Genomic DNA, 16091 nt, shown 5'->3' with positions numbered 1-16091 from the left:
GATACACCGCCCTCACCGAACAATTTCAAGGAACGCCCCGATGTCCACCCCCAAGGATTTTAACGACCGCATGCTGTCGCTGGGTCTGGCCCGCGTCGCCGAACAGGCCGCCATCGCCTCGGCGAAGCTGGTGGGTCATGGCGACGAGAAAGCCGCCGATCAGGCGGCGGTCAACGCCATGCGCGAACAGCTGAACATGCTCGACATCGCGGGCGTCGTGGTGATCGGCGAGGGCGAGCGCGACGAGGCGCCGATGCTCTATATCGGCGAGGAAGTGGGCACCGGCAACGGCCCGGGCGTGGACATTGCGCTCGACCCGCTGGAAGGCACCACGCTGACCGCCAAGGACATGCCGAACGCGCTGACCGTCATCGCCATGGGCCCGCGCGGGTCGATGCTGCACGCGCCCGACGTCTACATGGACAAGCTGGCCATCGGCCCGGGCTATGCCGAAGACACCGTGACGCTGGACATGTCGCCCGCAGAGCGGGTGCAGGCGCTGGCCCGTGCCAAGGGCTGCGACGCGTCCGACATCACCTGCTGCATCCTTGAGCGTCCGCGCCATGAGGAGATGATCGCCGAGGTCCGCGCCACCGGTGCCGCGATCCGTCTGATCACCGATGGCGACGTGGCAGGGGTCATGCACTGCGCCGAACCGCAGATCACCGGCATCGACATGTATATGGGCTCGGGTGGCGCGCCCGAGGGCGTGCTGGCTGCCGCCGCGCTGAAATGTATGGGCGGGCAGATCTATGGCCGCCTGCTGTTCCGCAACGACGATGAACGGGGCCGCGCCGCCAAGGCGGGCATCACCGACCTGAACCGCGTCTACAAGCGCGACGACATGGTGACCGATCACGTGATCTTTGCCGCAACCGGCGTCACCAACGGCTCCATCCTGTCGGGGATCAAGCGGGAAATCGGCTGGATCACCACCGAAACCCTGCTGATGCGGTCCAAGACCGGGTCGGTGCGGCGGGTGATCTACCGCAACCCGTTCAAATAACGCCCCGCCCCCCTGCGGGGCAGGACCGGGCACCAGACGAACAAGGGCGGTCCCTGACAGGGGCCGCCGGTTTCTTTTCCGGCAGAGCGCTGGCCGGAGGAAAGGACGACCATGAGCTATCTCGGAGTGGCGCAATCGCTGACCGGCCGTCGCTGGATCGGTCCGGACGTGGAATGCGAACGGCAGGCCGAGGCGCTGGCGCAGGCCACCCATCTGCCCCGCCCGCTCTGTCAGGTGCTGGCCCGGCTGGGCGTGGCCGCCCCCGAGGTGCCCGGCTTTCTGGACCCGAAACTGCGCGACCTGCTGCCCGATCCGCGCAGCCTGCGCGACATGGACAAGGCCGCGGCGCGGATCCTGCAGGCGGTGACGCGGCGCGAGCGGATCGCGGTCTTTGCCGATTATGACGTGGATGGCGGCGCCTCTGCCGCGCTGCTGCTGGACTGGATCCAGCAGATGGGCCATGGCGCCACGCTGTATATCCCCGACCGCATCGACGAAGGTTATGGCCCCAACGTGCCCGCGATGGAAAAGCTGGCGCGCGACCATGACCTGATCGTCTGCGTCGATTGCGGCACGCTGTCCCATGATCCCATCGCCGCCGCGAAAGGCGCCGATGTGGTGGTGCTGGACCATCACCTTGGCGGCGAGACCCTGCCGGACTGTCTGGCGGTGGTGAACCCCAACCGGCAGGACGAGGATGGCGCGCTGGCCCATCTTTGCGCGGCGGGCGTGGTGTTCCTGTGTCTGGTCGAGTGCGGCCGGCTGCTGCGCGAGGCGGGGCAGCGCGGGCCCGATCTGATGGCGATGCTCGATCTGGTGGCGCTGGCCACGGTGGCCGATGTGGCGCCGCTGCGCGGGGTGAACCGCGCGCTGGTGCGGCAGGGGCTGCAGGTGATGGCCCGCCGCGCCCGCCCCGGTCTGGTGGCGCTGTCGGATGTGGCCCGGCTTGATACCGCGCCAAGCGCCTATCATCTGGGCTATGTGCTGGGGCCGCGCATCAATGCGGGCGGGCGCATCGGACAGGCCGATCTGGGCGCGCGCCTGCTGGCCACCCGCGACCGCCACGAGGCCGAAGCGCTTGCCGAACGGCTGGACAGGCTCAACACCGAACGCCGCGAGGTCGAGGAGGCGGTGCGTGCCGCCGCCGTGGCGCAGGCCGAGGCGCGGGGGCTGGATGCGCCGCTGGTCTGGGCGGCGGGCGAGGGCTGGCATCCCGGCGTGGTGGGCATCGTGGCCTCGCGCCTCAAGGAACTGACCAACCGCCCCGCCGTGGTCATCGGGCTGGACGGGGCCGAGGGCAAGGGGTCGGGCCGCTCCGTCTCGGGGGTGGATCTGGGCGCCAGCATCCACCGGCTGGCCACCGAAGGCCTGCTGCTGAAAGGCGGCGGGCACAAGATGGCGGCGGGGCTGACCGTGGCCACCGACCAGCTGGAGGCCGCGATGGCGCGGCTGGCCGATCTTTTGGCCAAGCAGGGCGCGGGGCAGGGCGGCGCCGCAGATCTGCGGGTCGACGGCATGCTGATGCCCGGGGCCGCCAGCAGCGAGCTTTGCGACCGGCTGGATCAGGCCGGGCCCTATGGCGCGGGGGCCTCCGGTCCGCGCTTCGCCCTGCCGGACGTGCAGCTGGGCTTCGTCAAGAAGGTCGGCACCGGCCATCTGAAGCTGAGCCTTGGCGACGGGCTGGGCGCCAAGCTGGAGGCGATCTGTTTCAACGCCTTCGACAGCCCGCTGGGGGCCGCGCTGACCGATCACAGGGGCGCGCGATTCCACATGGCCGGACGGCTGGAGATCAACGAATGGAACGGTCGCAGAACCGTGCAGCTGCGCCTTGAAGATGCCGCGCCCAGCTTGGAGCCGGGATCGGCAACTCGCTGATTTTGCGTGGCTTTTGCAGCGTTCAAGAAAATGTTGCAGAAGCTGCGTTTTGGCGAAAATTCCGCTTGCATGGCCGCCGTGCTTTGCTTAGAACGCCCCTCACCAGCCAGCACGGCCCGTTCGTCTATCGGTTAGGACGCCAGGTTTTCAACCTGGAAAGAGGGGTTCGATTCCCCTACGGGCTGCCACTGGTTTCCTGCCAAGACCTTGTGTCGGGCCGGAAATCAGAGGCAGTTCCAGTGCCATCTGGGATCAGAGGTTCGCACACGACCCTCGCCACGGACCCTGTCACATCGGCAGGACTGCGGCGCAACGTCTGCTTGGCCCGTTCGTCTATCGGTTAGGACGCCAGGTTTTCAACCTGGAAAGAGGGGTTCGATTCCCCTACGGGCTGCCACTGGTTTCCTGCCAAGACCTTGTGTCGGGCCGGAAATCAGAGGCAGTTCCAGTGCCATCTGGGATCAGAGGTTCGCACACGACCCTCGCCACGGACCCTGTCACATCGGCAGGACTGCGGCGCAACGTCTGCTTGGCCCGTTCGTCTATCGGTTAGGACGCCAGGTTTTCAACCTGGAAAGAGGGGTTCGATTCCCCTACGGGCTGCCACTGGTTTCCTGCCAAGACCTTGTGTCGGGCCGGAAATCAGAGGCAGTTCCAGTGCCATCTGGGATCAGAGGTTCGCACACGACCCTCGCCACGGACCCTGTCACATCGGCAGGACTGCGGCGCAACGTCTGCTTGGCCCGTTCGTCTATCGGTTAGGACGCCAGGTTTTCAACCTGGAAAGAGGGGTTCGATTCCCCTACGGGCTGCCATTTTCTCTGAAATTCCCCAGATACCCCCCAGACACAGCCACGCTGCGGCCTTTCCTGTCCTGCCGGACGCCGTGCGTGCCTTCCGCGATCCCGCTTTTCCGCCCTCTCCTGACCGCCTAAAAGACGGGTTGCGACAGGCAAGACAGGAAGGGCGCACCGCGCGATGACCGACACCAGTGACGATGACAAGTATCGCGCCCCGGCGCTGTCCAAGGGTTTGGACATTCTCGAACTGCTCGCCTCCGGCGCGGAGGGGCTGACGCAGGTGGACATCGCCAAGACGCTGGGCCGCACCACGCCCGAAATCTTCCGCATGCTCATGGTGCTGCGCCAGCGCGGCTATGTGGAGCTGGGAGAGGGGGATGACCGCTATCACCTGTCCACCAAGATGTTCGAGGTGGCGCATCGCCACCCGCCGATGCGGCGGCTGACCGCCATCGCGGGCGAGGCGATGCAGAAACTGGCGGATGCGCTCAACCAGTCGATGCATCTGGCCATCCTGCATTCGGGCCGGGTGCTGGTGGTGGCGCAGGTCGACTGCCCGGACAATCACCTCACCTCGGTGCGGCTGGGGGCGCAGGTTCCGGTGGCGGATACCGCCTCGGGCCGGGTGCTGGCGGCGTGGATGGCGCCGCCCGCGCTGGACCGGCTGCTGGCGGAAATGGCCGAACCCGAAGCCCGGCGCGCGGGGTTTCTGGCGGATCTGCCCGGGGTGCGGGCGGCGGGCTATTGCGAAAGCCCCTCGCTGACCATCGCAGGCGTGCATAATCTCTCGGCGCCGGTCTTCGATTTCTCGGGCCGGGTGGCGGCGGCGGTGACGATCCCCTTCATCACCCGGCTCTCCGGCACCTCGACCGTGGGGCCCGATGCCTCGCGTCAGGCGCTGGTCGAGATGGCGGCGGATCTGTCGCGCAGGATGGGCGCAGGCGCGCGCGGCTGAAGCATCTGTCGCAGGCGGGGCTTGCATCGCGGCAGGTTTCTGGCAGGCTTATCCCTAAACAGGGAATCATTCCCGATATGGAGAAAGTGATGACAGACACCGCCGTGATGACAGAGGACATGACCCAGAGGCTGGCGCAGCGGCTTGCGGCGCTGCGCAGCGACCGTGGCCTGACACTGGATGCGCTGGCCGAGGCCTCGGGGCTGTCGCGAGCCGCGCTCTCGCGGTTCGAGAAGGCCGAGGTCAGCCCGACAGCAGAGGCGCTGGGGCGGCTCTGCCATGCCTACGGGCTCAGCATGTCGCGGCTCATGGCCATGGTCGAGGAGGGATTTACCGCGCATCTGCGCCGCGCCGACCAGCCGGTCTGGCGCGACCGTGACACCGGGTTCCTGCGCCGCGTCGCCTCGCCGGGGGGGCGGCTGCTGGCGGCAGAGGTGCTGGACTGCGAACTGGATCCGGGCGCCTGCATCGCCTATCCCGCCGCCGCCGTGCCGGGCATGGAGCATCACCTGCTGATGCTGTCCGGCACCCTGATGGTGGAGGTGGACGGCACCCGCCACGATCTGGATCCGGGCGACAGCCTGCGCTACCGGCTTTCGGGGCCGACCCGCTTTGTGGCGGGCAGCGGCGCTGTGGCGCGCTACATCCTCGTGCTGGTGGCGCCATGATCCGCGCGATTTCCGCCGCCGAGGCGCCCGCCCATCTCGACGCCCTGTCATGGGTGCTGGCCGCCTGTGTCGCCGACGGGGCGAGCGTGGGCTTTGTCCTGCCGTTTCCCGAAACCGAGGCCAGAACCTTCTGGCAGGGGCTGCTGCCCGGTATCACCAGCGGCGAGCGGCAGCTCTGGGGCGCCTTCGCCGAGGGGCGGCTGGTGGGCACGGTGTCGCTGGCGCTGGCGGGCATGCCCAACCAGCGCCACCGCGCCGAGGTGTCCAAGATGCTGGTCCATCCGGAGTTCCGCCGCCGCGGGCTGGGGCGGGCGCTGATGGCGGCACTGCTGCAGGCGGCAGAGGCGGAGGGGAGGTCGCTGATCACGCTCGACACCCGTTCCGGCGATCCGTCGCAGGCGCTTTACGCCAGCTGCGGCTTCCGCGTCGCGGGGGAAATCCCCGGCTATGCGCTGGCCCCCGAAGGCACGGCGCGGCGCGATGCCACCACCTTCATGTATCTCGACCTCTGATCTTTGGCGTCAGGCCCGCCACGGGCGCCGAGCCGGGCGCGGCTGCGCCCGGCGAGACGGGCACCGGCCCGGCCGGGGCACCCGGACGGGCGCCGCTTAACAATTGGGGACGTTGACGGCGAGCCCGCCCAGCGAGGTTTCCTTGTATTCATGACCCATGTCGCGGCCGGTCTGGCGCATGGTCTCGATGCAGGCATCCAGCGACACCAGATGCTGGCCGTCGCCGCGCAGCGACAGCGACGCCGCCGACACCGCCTTGATCGCACCCAACCCGTTGCGTTCGATGCAGGGCACCTGCACCAGCCCCGCCACCGGATCGCAGGTCATGCCCAGATGATGCTCCAGCGCGATTTCCGCCGCGTTCTCGATCTGCTCGGGCGTGCCGCCCAGCACCGCGCAGAGCCCTGCCGCCGCCATCGCCGCCGCCGATCCCACCTCGGCCTGACAGCCCGCCTCCGCCCCGGAAATCGAGGCGTTGTATTTCACCAGCCCGCCGATCGCCGCTGCGGTCAGCAGGAATTCCGGCACTTTCGCGGGCGCCGCACCCGGCACAAAATCCAGCCAGTAGCGGATCACCGCCGGGATCACCCCGGCGGCGCCATTGGTGGGGGCGGTCACCACCTGTCCGCCGGCGGCGTTTTCTTCGTTCACCGCCATGGCAAAGCAGCTCATCCAGTCATTGATCACATGCGGCGCGGTCAGGTTGCGTCCGCGTTCGGCCTGAAGCTGCGCGTGGATCGGTCCGGCGCGGCGGCGCACCTTCAGCCCGCCGGGCAGGATGCCTTCGCCCTGCAGTCCGCGCTCCAGACAGTCCGCCATCACCTGCCAGAGCCGGGCCAGCTCCTCGTCCAGTTCTGCCTTGGGGCGGCGGGACAGTTCGTTGCGCCGCTTCATCTCGGCGATGCTCAGCCCCGAACGCGCCGCCATCTCCAGCATCTGCGCCGCGCTCTGGAAGGGAAAGGGCACGGGCGGGCCCTGATCGCTGTCCTTGCCCTGCGCCAGTTCCGCCTCGGTCAGCACGAAGCCGCCGCCGACGGAATAATAGATCTCCTGCAGGATCACGTCGCCTTCGGCATCCACCGCGCTCAGGATCATGCCATTGGCATGACCGGGCAGGCTGCGGTCATAGTCAAAGCGCAGGTCGCGGGCCGGATCGAAGGCCAGCGGCGCCAGCCCCTGCGGCGTCACGCGGTGATCGCTGCGGATCCGGGTCAGGGACTCTTCCGCCGCCTCGGCATCATAAGTGTCGGGGCGGAACCCGGCGAGGCCGAGCACCGTCGCCCGGTCGCTGGCATGGCCCACCCCGGTGAAGGCCAGCGATCCGTGCAGCGAGGCGCGCAGCCCATGGGCGGTAAAGGGCGCGCCGCGCAGCCGGTCCAGAAACCGGGCCGCCGCCACCATCGGCCCCATGGTGTGCGAGGAGGAGGGGCCGATGCCGACCTTGAACATTTCGAAGACGGACAGGAACATGAGCGGGCTTTCCGGGGCTGGAGGGCTGGGGCGCGCGGCGGGGTCCGCGCCTGAGCGGCAGACTAGGCCGTGGCGCCGCGCTGTCACCCGCCAAAAGCGGCATTTCCCGCCAGATTGCAGACCTTCGCCCGGCACCGCCGGGATCGCGGGCGGCTCAGGGGCAGAAGGGGGGCGCTGCCCCCCGCCCGCCGGGGCGGGCTCCCCCCGGGATATTTCCGCCAAGAAGAAGCAGGAGGGCGCGCAATTTCCGCTCGCGCCCGCAGGGGTTTTTGCCTATAGGGCGGGGGCCGTCAGAACAGGGGATCATGCGCATGACCGGAGAGCTTTCGCCCATCGACAAGGCCAAGTTCGTGGCCGCAAAACGCGCCGCGGAGTTTGTCGAGGATGGCATGCGCGTGGGGCTTGGCACCGGATCCACCGCCGCATGGCTGGTGCGCTGTCTGGGCGAGCGGGTCCGCAAGGAGGGCCTGCGGTTTCGCGGCGTGCCCACCTCCACCCGCACCGCGCAGCTGGCGCGGGAGCTGGGGATCGAGGTGATTTCGCTGGAAGAGGCGGGCTGGCTTGATCTCACCATCGATGGCGCCGACGAGATCGATGGCGAGCTGAACCTCATCAAGGGGGGCGGCGGCGCGCTGCTGCAGGAAAAGATCGTGGCCACCGCATCGGACCAGATGGTGGTGATCGCCGATGCCGCCAAGCAGGTGGAGACGCTGGGCGCCTTCCCGCTGCCGGTGGAGGTGATCGCCTTTGGCCAGAGCGCCACGCAGGCCCTGCTGGAAGAGGCGCTGGTGTCGCTGGACGTGCTGGGGCGCCGGACCAGCCTGCGCATGAACGGCGCCAAGCCCTTTGTCACCGACGAGGGCAACCACATTCTTGATCTGCATCTGAACCGGATCGGCAATGCCCGCGAACTGGCCCTGATGCTGAACCAGATCCCCGGCGTGGTGGAAAACGGTCTGTTCATCGACATCTGCGACCGGGTGGTGATCGGCCATGGCGACGGCCGGGTGGAACTGCGCGACATCACCGGCGGCAGCAGCTCCGAAGAGCGGATCGATCTGGACGAAAGCGACAATCTTTTCACCGATCTCTGAGCGCCTGCGCCGGGTTTGACGGCGCTGCGGTCTGGTCATCGGCGGGTCTGTGTGGTCTACCTTCCGCGCAACCGGACGAGGGTGGATCATGAGCGATTTCGACTACGATCTTTTTGTCATCGGCGGCGGATCGGGCGGCGTGCGCGCGGCCCGTGTCGCGGCGGGAGAGGCGGGCGCCAAGGTGGCGCTGGCCGAAGAGGACCGTTATGGCGGCACCTGCGTGATCCGTGGCTGCGTGCCCAAGAAGCTGATGGTCTTCGCCTCGGAATATGCCCATGTCGCCGAGGATGCGCGCGGCTATGGCTGGGAGATGAGCGAAGGCAGCTTTGACTGGCCGCGCTTCCGCGAGCGGCTGACCTCCGAACTGGACCGGCTGGAAGGCATCTATCGCAAGCTTCTGGCCTCTGCCGGGGTCACCACCTATGACGCGCGGGCGCGGCTGGTGGATGCGCATACGGTGGCGCTGTCCACCGGCGAGACGGTGCGCGCCAAGCACATCCTTGTCGCCACCGGCGGGCGCCCGCTGCGCCCCGAGATCGCCAATGCCGAACTTGGGCTGGTCTCGGATGACATCTTTCATCTGGAAAACCTGCCGAAATCCATCCTGATCGTGGGCGGCGGCTATATCGCCTGCGAATTCGCCTGCATTCTCAACGGGCTGGGCGTGGAGGTGACGCAGTATTACCGCGGCGCCCAGATCCTGCGCGGCTTTGACGAGGAAGCGCGCGGGCTGATCGCGGAAAGCATGGTGGATCAGGGGATCCATCTGCATTGCGGCACCGACATCGTCGAGATGCGCCGCGCCACCGCACAGGATCATGACGGCGCGCAGGATGGCGACATTCCCATGGGCGCGGCGCTGCAGGACATGACCGCCGATCACAGCGGCGGACGTCCGGGCGACGGTCCGGTCTGGGTCAAGGCCACCAACGGCAACACGCATGTCTTCGATCAGGTGCTGTTCGCCACGGGCCGCGTGCCCAACACTGCCGAGATGGGGCTAACCGAGGCTGGCGTGACGCTGGGCCGCCGGGGCCAGATCGAGGTGGACAAGTTCAGCCAGACCAGCGTGCCTTCGGTCTATGCCATCGGCGACGTGACCGACCGGGTCAACCTGACGCCGGTGGCCATCCGCGAGGGCATGGCCTTTGTCGAGACGGTGTTCCGGGGCAACCCCACGCCGGTGGATCACGACCTGATCCCCTCGGCGGTGTTCACCCAGCCGGAATTCGGCACGGTGGGCCTGTCGGAGGAACAGGCGGCGGAGCAGGAGCCCATCGAGGTCTATGTGACCTCGTTCCGGCCCATGCAGACCGCCTTTGCCGGACGCCCCGACCGGGTGATGATGAAGCTGGTGGTGGCACAGGACAGCCGGCGGGTGCTGGGGTGCCATATCGTCGCGCCCAATGCGGGGGAAATGATCCAGCTCGCCGGGATCGCCGTAAAGATGGGCGCGACCAAGGAGGATTTCGACCGGACCGTGGCGGTGCATCCGACCATGGCCGAAGAGATCGTGACCCTGCGCAAACCCGTTCGCACCGCTTGAAAATCCTGTGCGAATGCACAGGTTGGAAGTGGACACACAGGGACGATATTCAGAGGGAAGAGAGTTCATGGCAGGACACGGCGGCGGCCCTTGGGGCGGCGGTGGTAACAGGGGCGGCAACGGTCGTCCCCCCGGCGGAGGCGGAGGCGGCGGCAAGCGCCCGGAAGATCCGCAGATCCCCGAGATCGACGAACTGATGAAAAAGGGGCAGGAACGGCTGCGCGTGCTCATGGGCGGGCGCGGCGGTGGTGCCAATAACGGCGGCGGCAGCGGTTCGGGCGGCGGGTTCTCCGGCGGCCCGAAACTGACGCGCGGCACGATCATCGTCGGCGCGCTGGTCGCGGCGGGGGTCTGGGCGGCGCTCAGCTTTTACACCGTGCGCCCGGAAGAGCAGTCGGTGGAACTGTTCCTTGGCAGCTATTCCTCGACCGGCTCGCCGGGCCTGAATTTTGCGCCTTGGCCGTTCGTCACGCATGAGGTGGTCAACGTCACCTCCGAACGGACCGAAACCATTGGCGGAGGCCGGGCCAACGGGTCCGAAGGGCTGATGCTGACCACCGATGCCAATATCGTGGACATCGAGTTTCAGGTGGTCTGGAACATCAACGATCCCGCCAAGGTGCTGTTCAACATCCGCGATCCGCAGCTGACCGTGCAGGCCGTCTCCGAGGCGGTGATGCGCGAGATCATCGCGGCGTCGAACCTCGCGCCGATCCTCAACCGCGACCGGGGCATCATCGCCGACACCGCGCGGCAGGAAATCCAGCAGACGCTGGACGAGTATGAAAGCGGCATCACCATCGTGCGGATCAACCTTGATACCGCCGACCCGCCCCGCGAAGTGATCGACGCCTTCCGCGAAGTGCAGGCCGCCGAACAGGAACGCGACCGGCTGGAACGTCAGGCCGATGCCTATGCCAACCGCGTCGTGGCCGAGGCCCGTGGTCAGGCCGCGCAGATCCGCGAAGAGTCCGAAGGCTATCGCGCGCAGGTCGTCAACGAGGCGCTGGGTGAGGCGTCGCGCTTCTCCGCCGTGCTGGCGGAATACGCCAAGGCGCCCGAAGTCACCCGCCGCCGTCTCTATCTGGAGACGATGGAACGGGTGCTGGGCGGGGTCGACAAGACCATCCTCGATCAGGGTGTGACCGGCGGCGCGCAGGGCGGTGGCGTGGTGCCTTACCTGCCGCTGAACCAGCTGAACCGCAGCACCGCAGGGGGGAACTGAGCCATGCGCAAGACGACCTTCATCCTGCCCGCGATCGTTGTTCTGGCCATCGTCGCCATGTCCTCGATCTTTGTGGTGGACGAGCGCGAAAAGGCGCTGGTCATGCAGTTCGGCCAGATCCGCTCCGTCAAGGAAAGCCCGGGGCTTGGCTTCAAGATCCCGGTCATTCAGGAGGTGGTGAAATATGACGACCGCATCCTGTCGCTTGACACCGAAACCATCGAGGTGACGCCCTCGGATGACCGCCGTCTGGTGGTCGACGCCTTCGCCCGCTACCGCATCGCCGATGTGGTGCAGTTCCGTCAGGCCGTGGGTCTGGGCGGGGTCCGCACCGCAGAGGACCGGCTGCAGGGCATCCTGAACGCGCAGATCCGCGAGGTTCTGGGTGCGGATCAGGTGACGTCGGACGTGATCCTGTCGACTGACCGCCGCATCCTGACCAACCGCATCCGCGATCAGGCCCGCGCACAGGCGCTGTCGCTGGGGCTCGATGTGGTGGACGTGCGGCTGAAGCAGACCAACCTGCCGTCGCAGAACCTTGAAGCCACCTTTGCCCGGATGCGCGCCGAGCGTGAACGGGAAGCGGCGGACGAGATCGCCCGCGGCAACGAGGCCGCGCAGCGGGTGCGGGCTCTGGCCGACCGGACCGTGGTGGAAACCCAGTCCGCCGCCAGCCGCGACGCCGACATCATCCGCGGTGAGGCCGATGCCGAACGTAACGGCATCTTCGCCGAAGCCTATGGCGCGGATCAGGAGTTCTTTGGCTTCTACCGCTCGCTGCAGGCCTATGAGACGGCGCTGGGGCAGGGCAACTCCTCGCTGGTCATGACCCCGGATGGCGAGTTCTTCGAGTATTTCAAGAGCCAAGGCTCGCAGGGAATCCCCACCGCCGCCGCGGCGGAGGAAGCTCCGGCAGCGGAAGCTCCGGCCGAAGACGCTCCGGCAGCAGAGACGCCGGCGGAGCAGACCCCGGCAGCCCCGGCAGCCCCGGCAGCAGAACCGCAGACCGAGGCAGCCCCGGCAGAGGAGGCCCCGGCAGCGGACAGCCCCGAAGCCGAGCCCGCCACCCCGGTCACGCCCGGCAGCAACTGACCCCGCACCACGCGCGAGGACAAACGACAAGGGCCGGTCGAAAGACCGGCCCTTTTTGCGTGACGTTCCCCCACAGCGTCAGTCCTGACGGCATGAGGTGCCCTCGATGTCGCGGGCGGGAAACCGAACGCCCCTCCCGCCACCAGACGCTGTGGCGCAACTGGGTCGTTGCAGGGGCATAGGGGGGGGACGACGCTGCTGCCGCGGGATTTGGCGCGCTGTTCATCCTTGCCCGCCTGCCGGTCTTGGTCCTGCCGTCGCAGCGGCGCGGTCGGGACTTCACGAGGCGGAGCTGCCCGTCCGGCGTTCGGGCCTGATCCCGCAGCAAGAGCCGGTCTGCGGGATCAGAGGGGGCCCGACCGGGGGTCGCCCGGTCGGGCCATGGCACCGCGCGTGGTTCTGACGGACGCGCGGCTTCGCCAAGGTCAGGCCGTCGTCGGGCCGCGCCACTTCGGGATCAGCTGGCGCAGGGCGATCGGGACCACCAGCAGCAGGCCGATGGCCGTAGAGGTCAGGTTCGGCGCGACCAGCAGGATTGCGGCGAAGACCAGCACGATGCGTTCGAACCAGTAAAGCGGGGCGAAAAGCCAGCTAGACACCGCAGAGGCCAGAACCCAGATCCCGAGGATGGCGCCGCTGAAGGCCAGCGCGAAGGCCTCCCATGTGAAGCCGTCGGTCACGAGCAGCAGCGCGGGCTGGAAGGCAAAGACGAAGGGCACCAGCGCCTTGCCCATGCTCAGCCGGAACGCCGTGTTCCCGGCCTTGAAGGCATTCGCCCCCGCGATCCCCGCACCGGCATAGGCGGCCATCGCCACGGGGGGTGTCACATCCGCCAGCACCCCGTAGTAGAACACGAAGTAATGCGCGACCATCGGCTGCACGCCCAGCATGCCAAGGATCGGTGCCGCGACCGCCACCATGATGATGTAATTCGCTGTGGTGGGGATGCCGCAGCCCATCAGGATGCAGACGATTGCGGTCAGGATCAGGGTGAACAGCAGCGTCAGCGAGGCGACGGTCATCAGCTCGAAAGGCAGGAAGGCCAGCGTGTCATGCAGCGAGGTGGCCCAGCCCTGCGCGATGCTTGTCACCATATAGGCGATCTTGAAGCCCACGCCGGTCAGGGTGACGATGCCGATCACGACGCCGACAAGCGCCGCGGCGGCGGTCACCGACAGTGACTGCTTGGCGCCAAGGATGAAGCCTTCGACGATGCCGGTCACGGTGCCCTTGAGGCCGTCGGCAAGGCCCGAGGCCTGCACCTGCTGGATCGCAAGCACGAGGATACAGGCGGTGATCGAGTAGAAGGCGGCGGCAAAGGGCGTGCGGCCCGACAGCAGCACCGCGACGAGGATGACTAGCGGCAGGACGGACAGCCAGCCTGCCTTCAGCACCTTCCACGCGTTCGGAAGCTCGTCCGCCGAGAGACCACGCAGGCCAAGACGCCGCGCTTCAAGGTGAACCTGCACCAGCACGCCAAAGAAATGCATGAAGGCGGGCACAAGTGCCGCGGTCAGGATCGTGGTCAGGGGAACGCCAAGATATTCGATCATCAGGAAGGCGACCGCGCCCATGACCGGGGGCGTGATCTGCCCGCCGGTCGAGGCGGCGGCCTCGACCGCGGCGGCGAAGTGGCGCGGATAGCCGACGCGGATCATCGCGGGGATGGTCAGGGCGCCGGTGGTCACGGTGTTGGCGATGGAGGATCCGGAAATCGAGCCGAGCAGGGCGGAGGACAGCACCGACACCTTGGCCGGGCCGCCCGCGTAGCGTCCGGCCAAGGCGGAGGCGATGTCGATGAAAAGCTGGCCAAGGCCGATCCGCGTCGCCATCACGCCGAACAGCACGAAATGGAACACGTAAGTGGCGATCACGCCAAGTGCTGTGCCGTAGATGCCCTGCGAGGTCAGGTATAGGTGGTTGACGATGTTCGACCAGCTGGCGCCGGGATGGACGAGGATCCCCGGCATGGCCTGCCCGAAATAGGCATAGGCGATGAACAGCAGCGCGATCACCGGCAGCGGCCAGCCCATGGAGCGCCGCACGGCCTCCAGCAGCACCACGATCAGGATCGTCCCCATCACCACGTCGATGGGCAGCGGATTGCCGACCCGGAAGGCCAGTTCGCTGTAGATCCACGGAACGTAAAGCGCGCTGATGATGCCCGCGATGGCAAGCACCCAGTCAAGAAGCGGCAGGCCGAAGGGCGCGCGCCCGCTGCTGACATGCTCCTGCTTGCCGAAGGCAGAGAAGCTCAGGAACACGACCAGCAGCGTCAGGCCCAGATGCAGCCCGCGATGCACCGTCGCCTGAGGAATGCCGAATCCGGCCGTGTAGAAGTGATAGCAGGACAGCAGGAACAGGACCGCGCCGGTGGTCAGGGCCAGCGGTCTGGCCAGCTTGCGGAACCGGAGTTCCGGGTCGAATTCCTCTTCGATCGCCTGCAGTTCTTCGGCGGTCAGGTGACGGACTTCCTCGCCGTCCTTGCTGCGATCCTCGGTCATTCACTGCTCTCCTGGGGGGCAAAAGGGGGCCGCGCCGGACGCAACCCCCTGAAAAAGCCATGCGGCGCAGGATCGATCCCGCGCCGCCGTGACATGTTACTGAAGCAGGCCCGCTTCCTTGTAGAACTTCTCGGCGCCGGGGTGCAGCGGCACACCGATGCCGTTCAGCGCGGTGTCCTTGGTGATCATCTTGCCCTTGGAGTGACCGGCATCCAGCTGCTTGCGGGTGTTGTCGTTCCACAGCGCCTTGGTGATCTCGTAGATCAGATCTTCGGGCTGCTCGGCGCTGGTGATCCACTGCGCCCCGACCGACAGCGTGGTCACGTCGTCGGCATTGCCCTCATAGGTGCCCCCGGGCACGGTGTCTTCGGCGAAGAACTTGAATTCTTCGCAGATCTTCGGCGCGTCGTCACAGCTGATCGGGATCACCTTGACGTCATGCTGGCTGGCCAGTTCCGAAATGGCACCGGCGGGGTAGCCGCCGACGAAGAAGAACGCATCCATGGCGCCATCGCGCATCCGGTCCGCAGCCTGATCGGGCTTGAGGAATTCGGGGGTGATATCTTCCTCGGAGAGGCCGTAACCGTCAAGGATGATCCGCGCATCGACCAGCGTGCCCGATCCCGGCTCGTCCATGGAGACGCGCTTGCCCTTCAGATCGGCGACCGTGCTGATGCCGGACTCGGCGCTGGCGATCAGGTGGATGCTTTCGGGATAGAGGTTGGCGATGGCGCGCAGGCTTTCGACCGCGGGCTTGCCTTCCCAGATGCCCGTGCCGGTATAGGCCCAGGTCGCGACGTCGGACTGGGAAAAGCCGGATTCAAGCGTGCCGCCTGCAATGGCGTTGATGTTCGCGACCGAGCCGTTCGCGGACAGGGCAGAGGCAACGAGGCCGGGAACGCCGCAGGATCCGCCCTCTTCGCAGGAGCGCGAGCCCGGCGGGTTCGAGATCGCGTTCGCGAGAAGACCCCCGATCGGGTAATAGGTCCCGGCGGTGCCGCCGGTGCCGATGCGGAAGAAGCTCATCTCCTGCGCGCCGGCAGACGAAGCGGCAACGCCAAGGGCCAGCGCAGCGCTGGCAACGATCTTCATATGTTTCATGGTCTCCACAATCCTCCGTGCAGTGTCATGCCGGAAGTTAATCCGACGGGAAGACACGATACAAGCCTTCACCTGACGGCTCCGTTACATCCCGTGATCTGGCGTGCAAGTCCTTGGGGTCGACGAAACGGCGTCCTGATGGCCATGTATGCGGCTTGCGAGGCCCGTTTCCGCGCGATCAGCCTGCGCCGCGCGGCATCGGGGACACAGCCGCTCCTGCGCGTCTCTCTCCCGCCCGCGATG

General features: G+C 67.3%; 12 protein-coding genes and 4 tRNA genes. 13 read left to right on the top strand and 3 right to left on the bottom strand.

Annotated elements, in window-relative coordinates:
• Positions 1-40: 40 nt before the first annotated feature.
• From glpX to VK682_RS20260, 9 genes are all read left to right on the top strand, one after another.
• A complete protein-coding gene (gene glpX, locus VK682_RS20300) occupies positions 41-1006 on the top strand; it encodes a class II fructose-bisphosphatase (protein ID WP_089844372.1) in 966 nt (321 codons plus the stop codon).
• Positions 1007-1117: 111 nt separating this feature from the next.
• Entirely contained in the window at positions 1118-2881 is a 1764-nt protein-coding gene (recJ, locus tag VK682_RS20295) for a single-stranded-DNA-specific exonuclease RecJ (protein ID WP_230797473.1), read from the top strand.
• A gap of 113 nt (positions 2882-2994) precedes the next feature.
• A tRNA-Glu gene (locus tag VK682_RS20290) sits at positions 2995-3069 on the top strand.
• Positions 3070-3203: 134 nt separating this feature from the next.
• Positions 3204-3278: transfer RNA gene (locus VK682_RS20285), tRNA-Glu, on the top strand.
• Positions 3279-3412: 134 nt separating this feature from the next.
• Positions 3413-3487: transfer RNA gene (locus VK682_RS20280), tRNA-Glu, on the top strand.
• Positions 3488-3621: 134 nt separating this feature from the next.
• Positions 3622-3696: transfer RNA gene (locus VK682_RS20275), tRNA-Glu, on the top strand.
• Between the two features lie 163 nt (positions 3697-3859).
• Positions 3860-4636, top strand: a complete 777-nt coding sequence (locus tag VK682_RS20270; RefSeq protein WP_230797472.1) for an IclR family transcriptional regulator — start codon at positions 3860-3862, stop codon at positions 4634-4636.
• Between the two features lie 89 nt (positions 4637-4725).
• Positions 4726-5304, top strand: coding sequence for a helix-turn-helix domain-containing protein (locus VK682_RS20265; RefSeq protein WP_230797471.1), 579 nt, complete (start codon positions 4726-4728; stop codon positions 5302-5304).
• Positions 5301-5816 (top strand): GNAT family N-acetyltransferase, encoded by a 516-nt coding sequence (locus tag VK682_RS20260; RefSeq protein WP_230797470.1) that lies wholly within the window; start codon positions 5301-5303, stop codon positions 5814-5816. Before VK682_RS20265 ends, VK682_RS20260 begins: the two co-directional genes overlap by 4 nt.
• 96 nt (positions 5817-5912) lie before the next feature.
• On the opposite strand, the gene VK682_RS20255 is transcribed toward VK682_RS20260, so the two are convergent.
• Positions 5913-7286, bottom strand: coding sequence for an L-serine ammonia-lyase (locus VK682_RS20255; RefSeq protein ID WP_324782464.1), 1374 nt, complete (start codon positions 7284-7286; stop codon positions 5913-5915).
• 311 nt (positions 7287-7597) lie between these two features.
• Between VK682_RS20255 and rpiA the strand changes: the two genes are divergently transcribed.
• The 4 genes from rpiA to hflC all read left to right on the top strand — a co-directional run bounded on the left by rpiA (position 7598) and on the right by hflC (position 12243).
• On the top strand, positions 7598-8380 hold the full coding sequence (gene rpiA / locus VK682_RS20250) for a ribose-5-phosphate isomerase RpiA (protein ID WP_230797468.1): 783 nt from the start codon (positions 7598-7600) through the stop codon (positions 8378-8380).
• A gap of 88 nt (positions 8381-8468) precedes the next feature.
• Positions 8469-9926, top strand: a complete 1458-nt coding sequence (locus VK682_RS20245) for an FAD-dependent oxidoreductase (RefSeq protein WP_230797467.1) — start codon at positions 8469-8471, stop codon at positions 9924-9926.
• Positions 9927-9993: 67 nt separating this feature from the next.
• On the top strand, positions 9994-11151 hold the full coding sequence (gene hflK, locus VK682_RS20240; RefSeq protein WP_230797466.1) for an FtsH protease activity modulator HflK: 1158 nt from the start codon (positions 9994-9996) through the stop codon (positions 11149-11151).
• A 3-nt stretch (positions 11152-11154) separates the two neighbouring features.
• A complete protein-coding gene (gene hflC, locus VK682_RS20235) occupies positions 11155-12243 on the top strand; it encodes a protease modulator HflC (protein ID WP_230797465.1) in 1089 nt (362 codons plus the stop codon).
• A gap of 425 nt (positions 12244-12668) precedes the next feature.
• Here the strand turns inward: hflC and VK682_RS20230 are convergent, their stop codons facing one another.
• The gene (locus VK682_RS20230) at positions 12669-14747 is read right to left on the bottom strand and encodes a TRAP transporter permease (RefSeq protein WP_324782463.1); all 2079 of its coding nucleotides are present in this window, start codon (positions 14745-14747) and stop codon (positions 12669-12671) included.
• Positions 14748-14843: 96 nt separating this feature from the next.
• The gene (locus VK682_RS20225; protein WP_380716257.1) at positions 14844-15839 is read right to left on the bottom strand and encodes a TAXI family TRAP transporter solute-binding subunit; all 996 of its coding nucleotides are present in this window, start codon (positions 15837-15839) and stop codon (positions 14844-14846) included.
• Positions 15840-16091: the final 252 nt, after the last annotated feature.

It is taken from the genome of Salipiger marinus (genome assembly GCF_035481585.1).
In the GTDB taxonomy this organism is placed as follows: Bacteria; Pseudomonadota; Alphaproteobacteria; order Rhodobacterales; family Rhodobacteraceae; genus Salipiger; species Salipiger marinus.
The sequence above is the reverse complement of the archived record's forward strand: the minus strand, read 5'-3'. Positions and strand labels throughout refer to the sequence as shown.

What these genes read in the sequence shown, in the direction of transcription:
- hflC (WP_230797465.1), top strand. Translation starts at nt 11,155, where the DNA reads ATGCGCAAGACGACCTTCATCCTGCCCGCGATCGTTGTTCTGGCCATC.
- VK682_RS20230 (WP_324782463.1), bottom strand. Translation starts at nt 14,747, where the DNA reads ATGACCGAGGATCGCAGCAAGGACGGCGAGGAAGTCCGTCACCTGACC.
- VK682_RS20265 (WP_230797471.1), top strand. Translation starts at nt 4,726, where the DNA reads ATGACAGACACCGCCGTGATGACAGAGGACATGACCCAGAGGCTGGCG.
- recJ (WP_230797473.1), top strand. Translation starts at nt 1,118, where the DNA reads ATGAGCTATCTCGGAGTGGCGCAATCGCTGACCGGCCGTCGCTGGATC.
- VK682_RS20225 (WP_380716257.1), bottom strand. Translation starts at nt 15,839, where the DNA reads ATGAAGATCGTTGCCAGCGCTGCGCTGGCCCTTGGCGTTGCCGCTTCG.
- VK682_RS20270 (WP_230797472.1), top strand. Translation starts at nt 3,860, where the DNA reads ATGACCGACACCAGTGACGATGACAAGTATCGCGCCCCGGCGCTGTCC.
- glpX (WP_089844372.1), top strand. Translation starts at nt 41, where the DNA reads ATGTCCACCCCCAAGGATTTTAACGACCGCATGCTGTCGCTGGGTCTG.
- hflK (WP_230797466.1), top strand. Translation starts at nt 9,994, where the DNA reads ATGGCAGGACACGGCGGCGGCCCTTGGGGCGGCGGTGGTAACAGGGGC.
- VK682_RS20260 (WP_230797470.1), top strand. Translation starts at nt 5,301, where the DNA reads ATGATCCGCGCGATTTCCGCCGCCGAGGCGCCCGCCCATCTCGACGCC.
- rpiA (WP_230797468.1), top strand. Translation starts at nt 7,598, where the DNA reads ATGACCGGAGAGCTTTCGCCCATCGACAAGGCCAAGTTCGTGGCCGCA.
- VK682_RS20255 (WP_324782464.1), bottom strand. Translation starts at nt 7,286, where the DNA reads ATGTTCCTGTCCGTCTTCGAAATGTTCAAGGTCGGCATCGGCCCCTCC.
- VK682_RS20245 (WP_230797467.1), top strand. Translation starts at nt 8,469, where the DNA reads ATGAGCGATTTCGACTACGATCTTTTTGTCATCGGCGGCGGATCGGGC.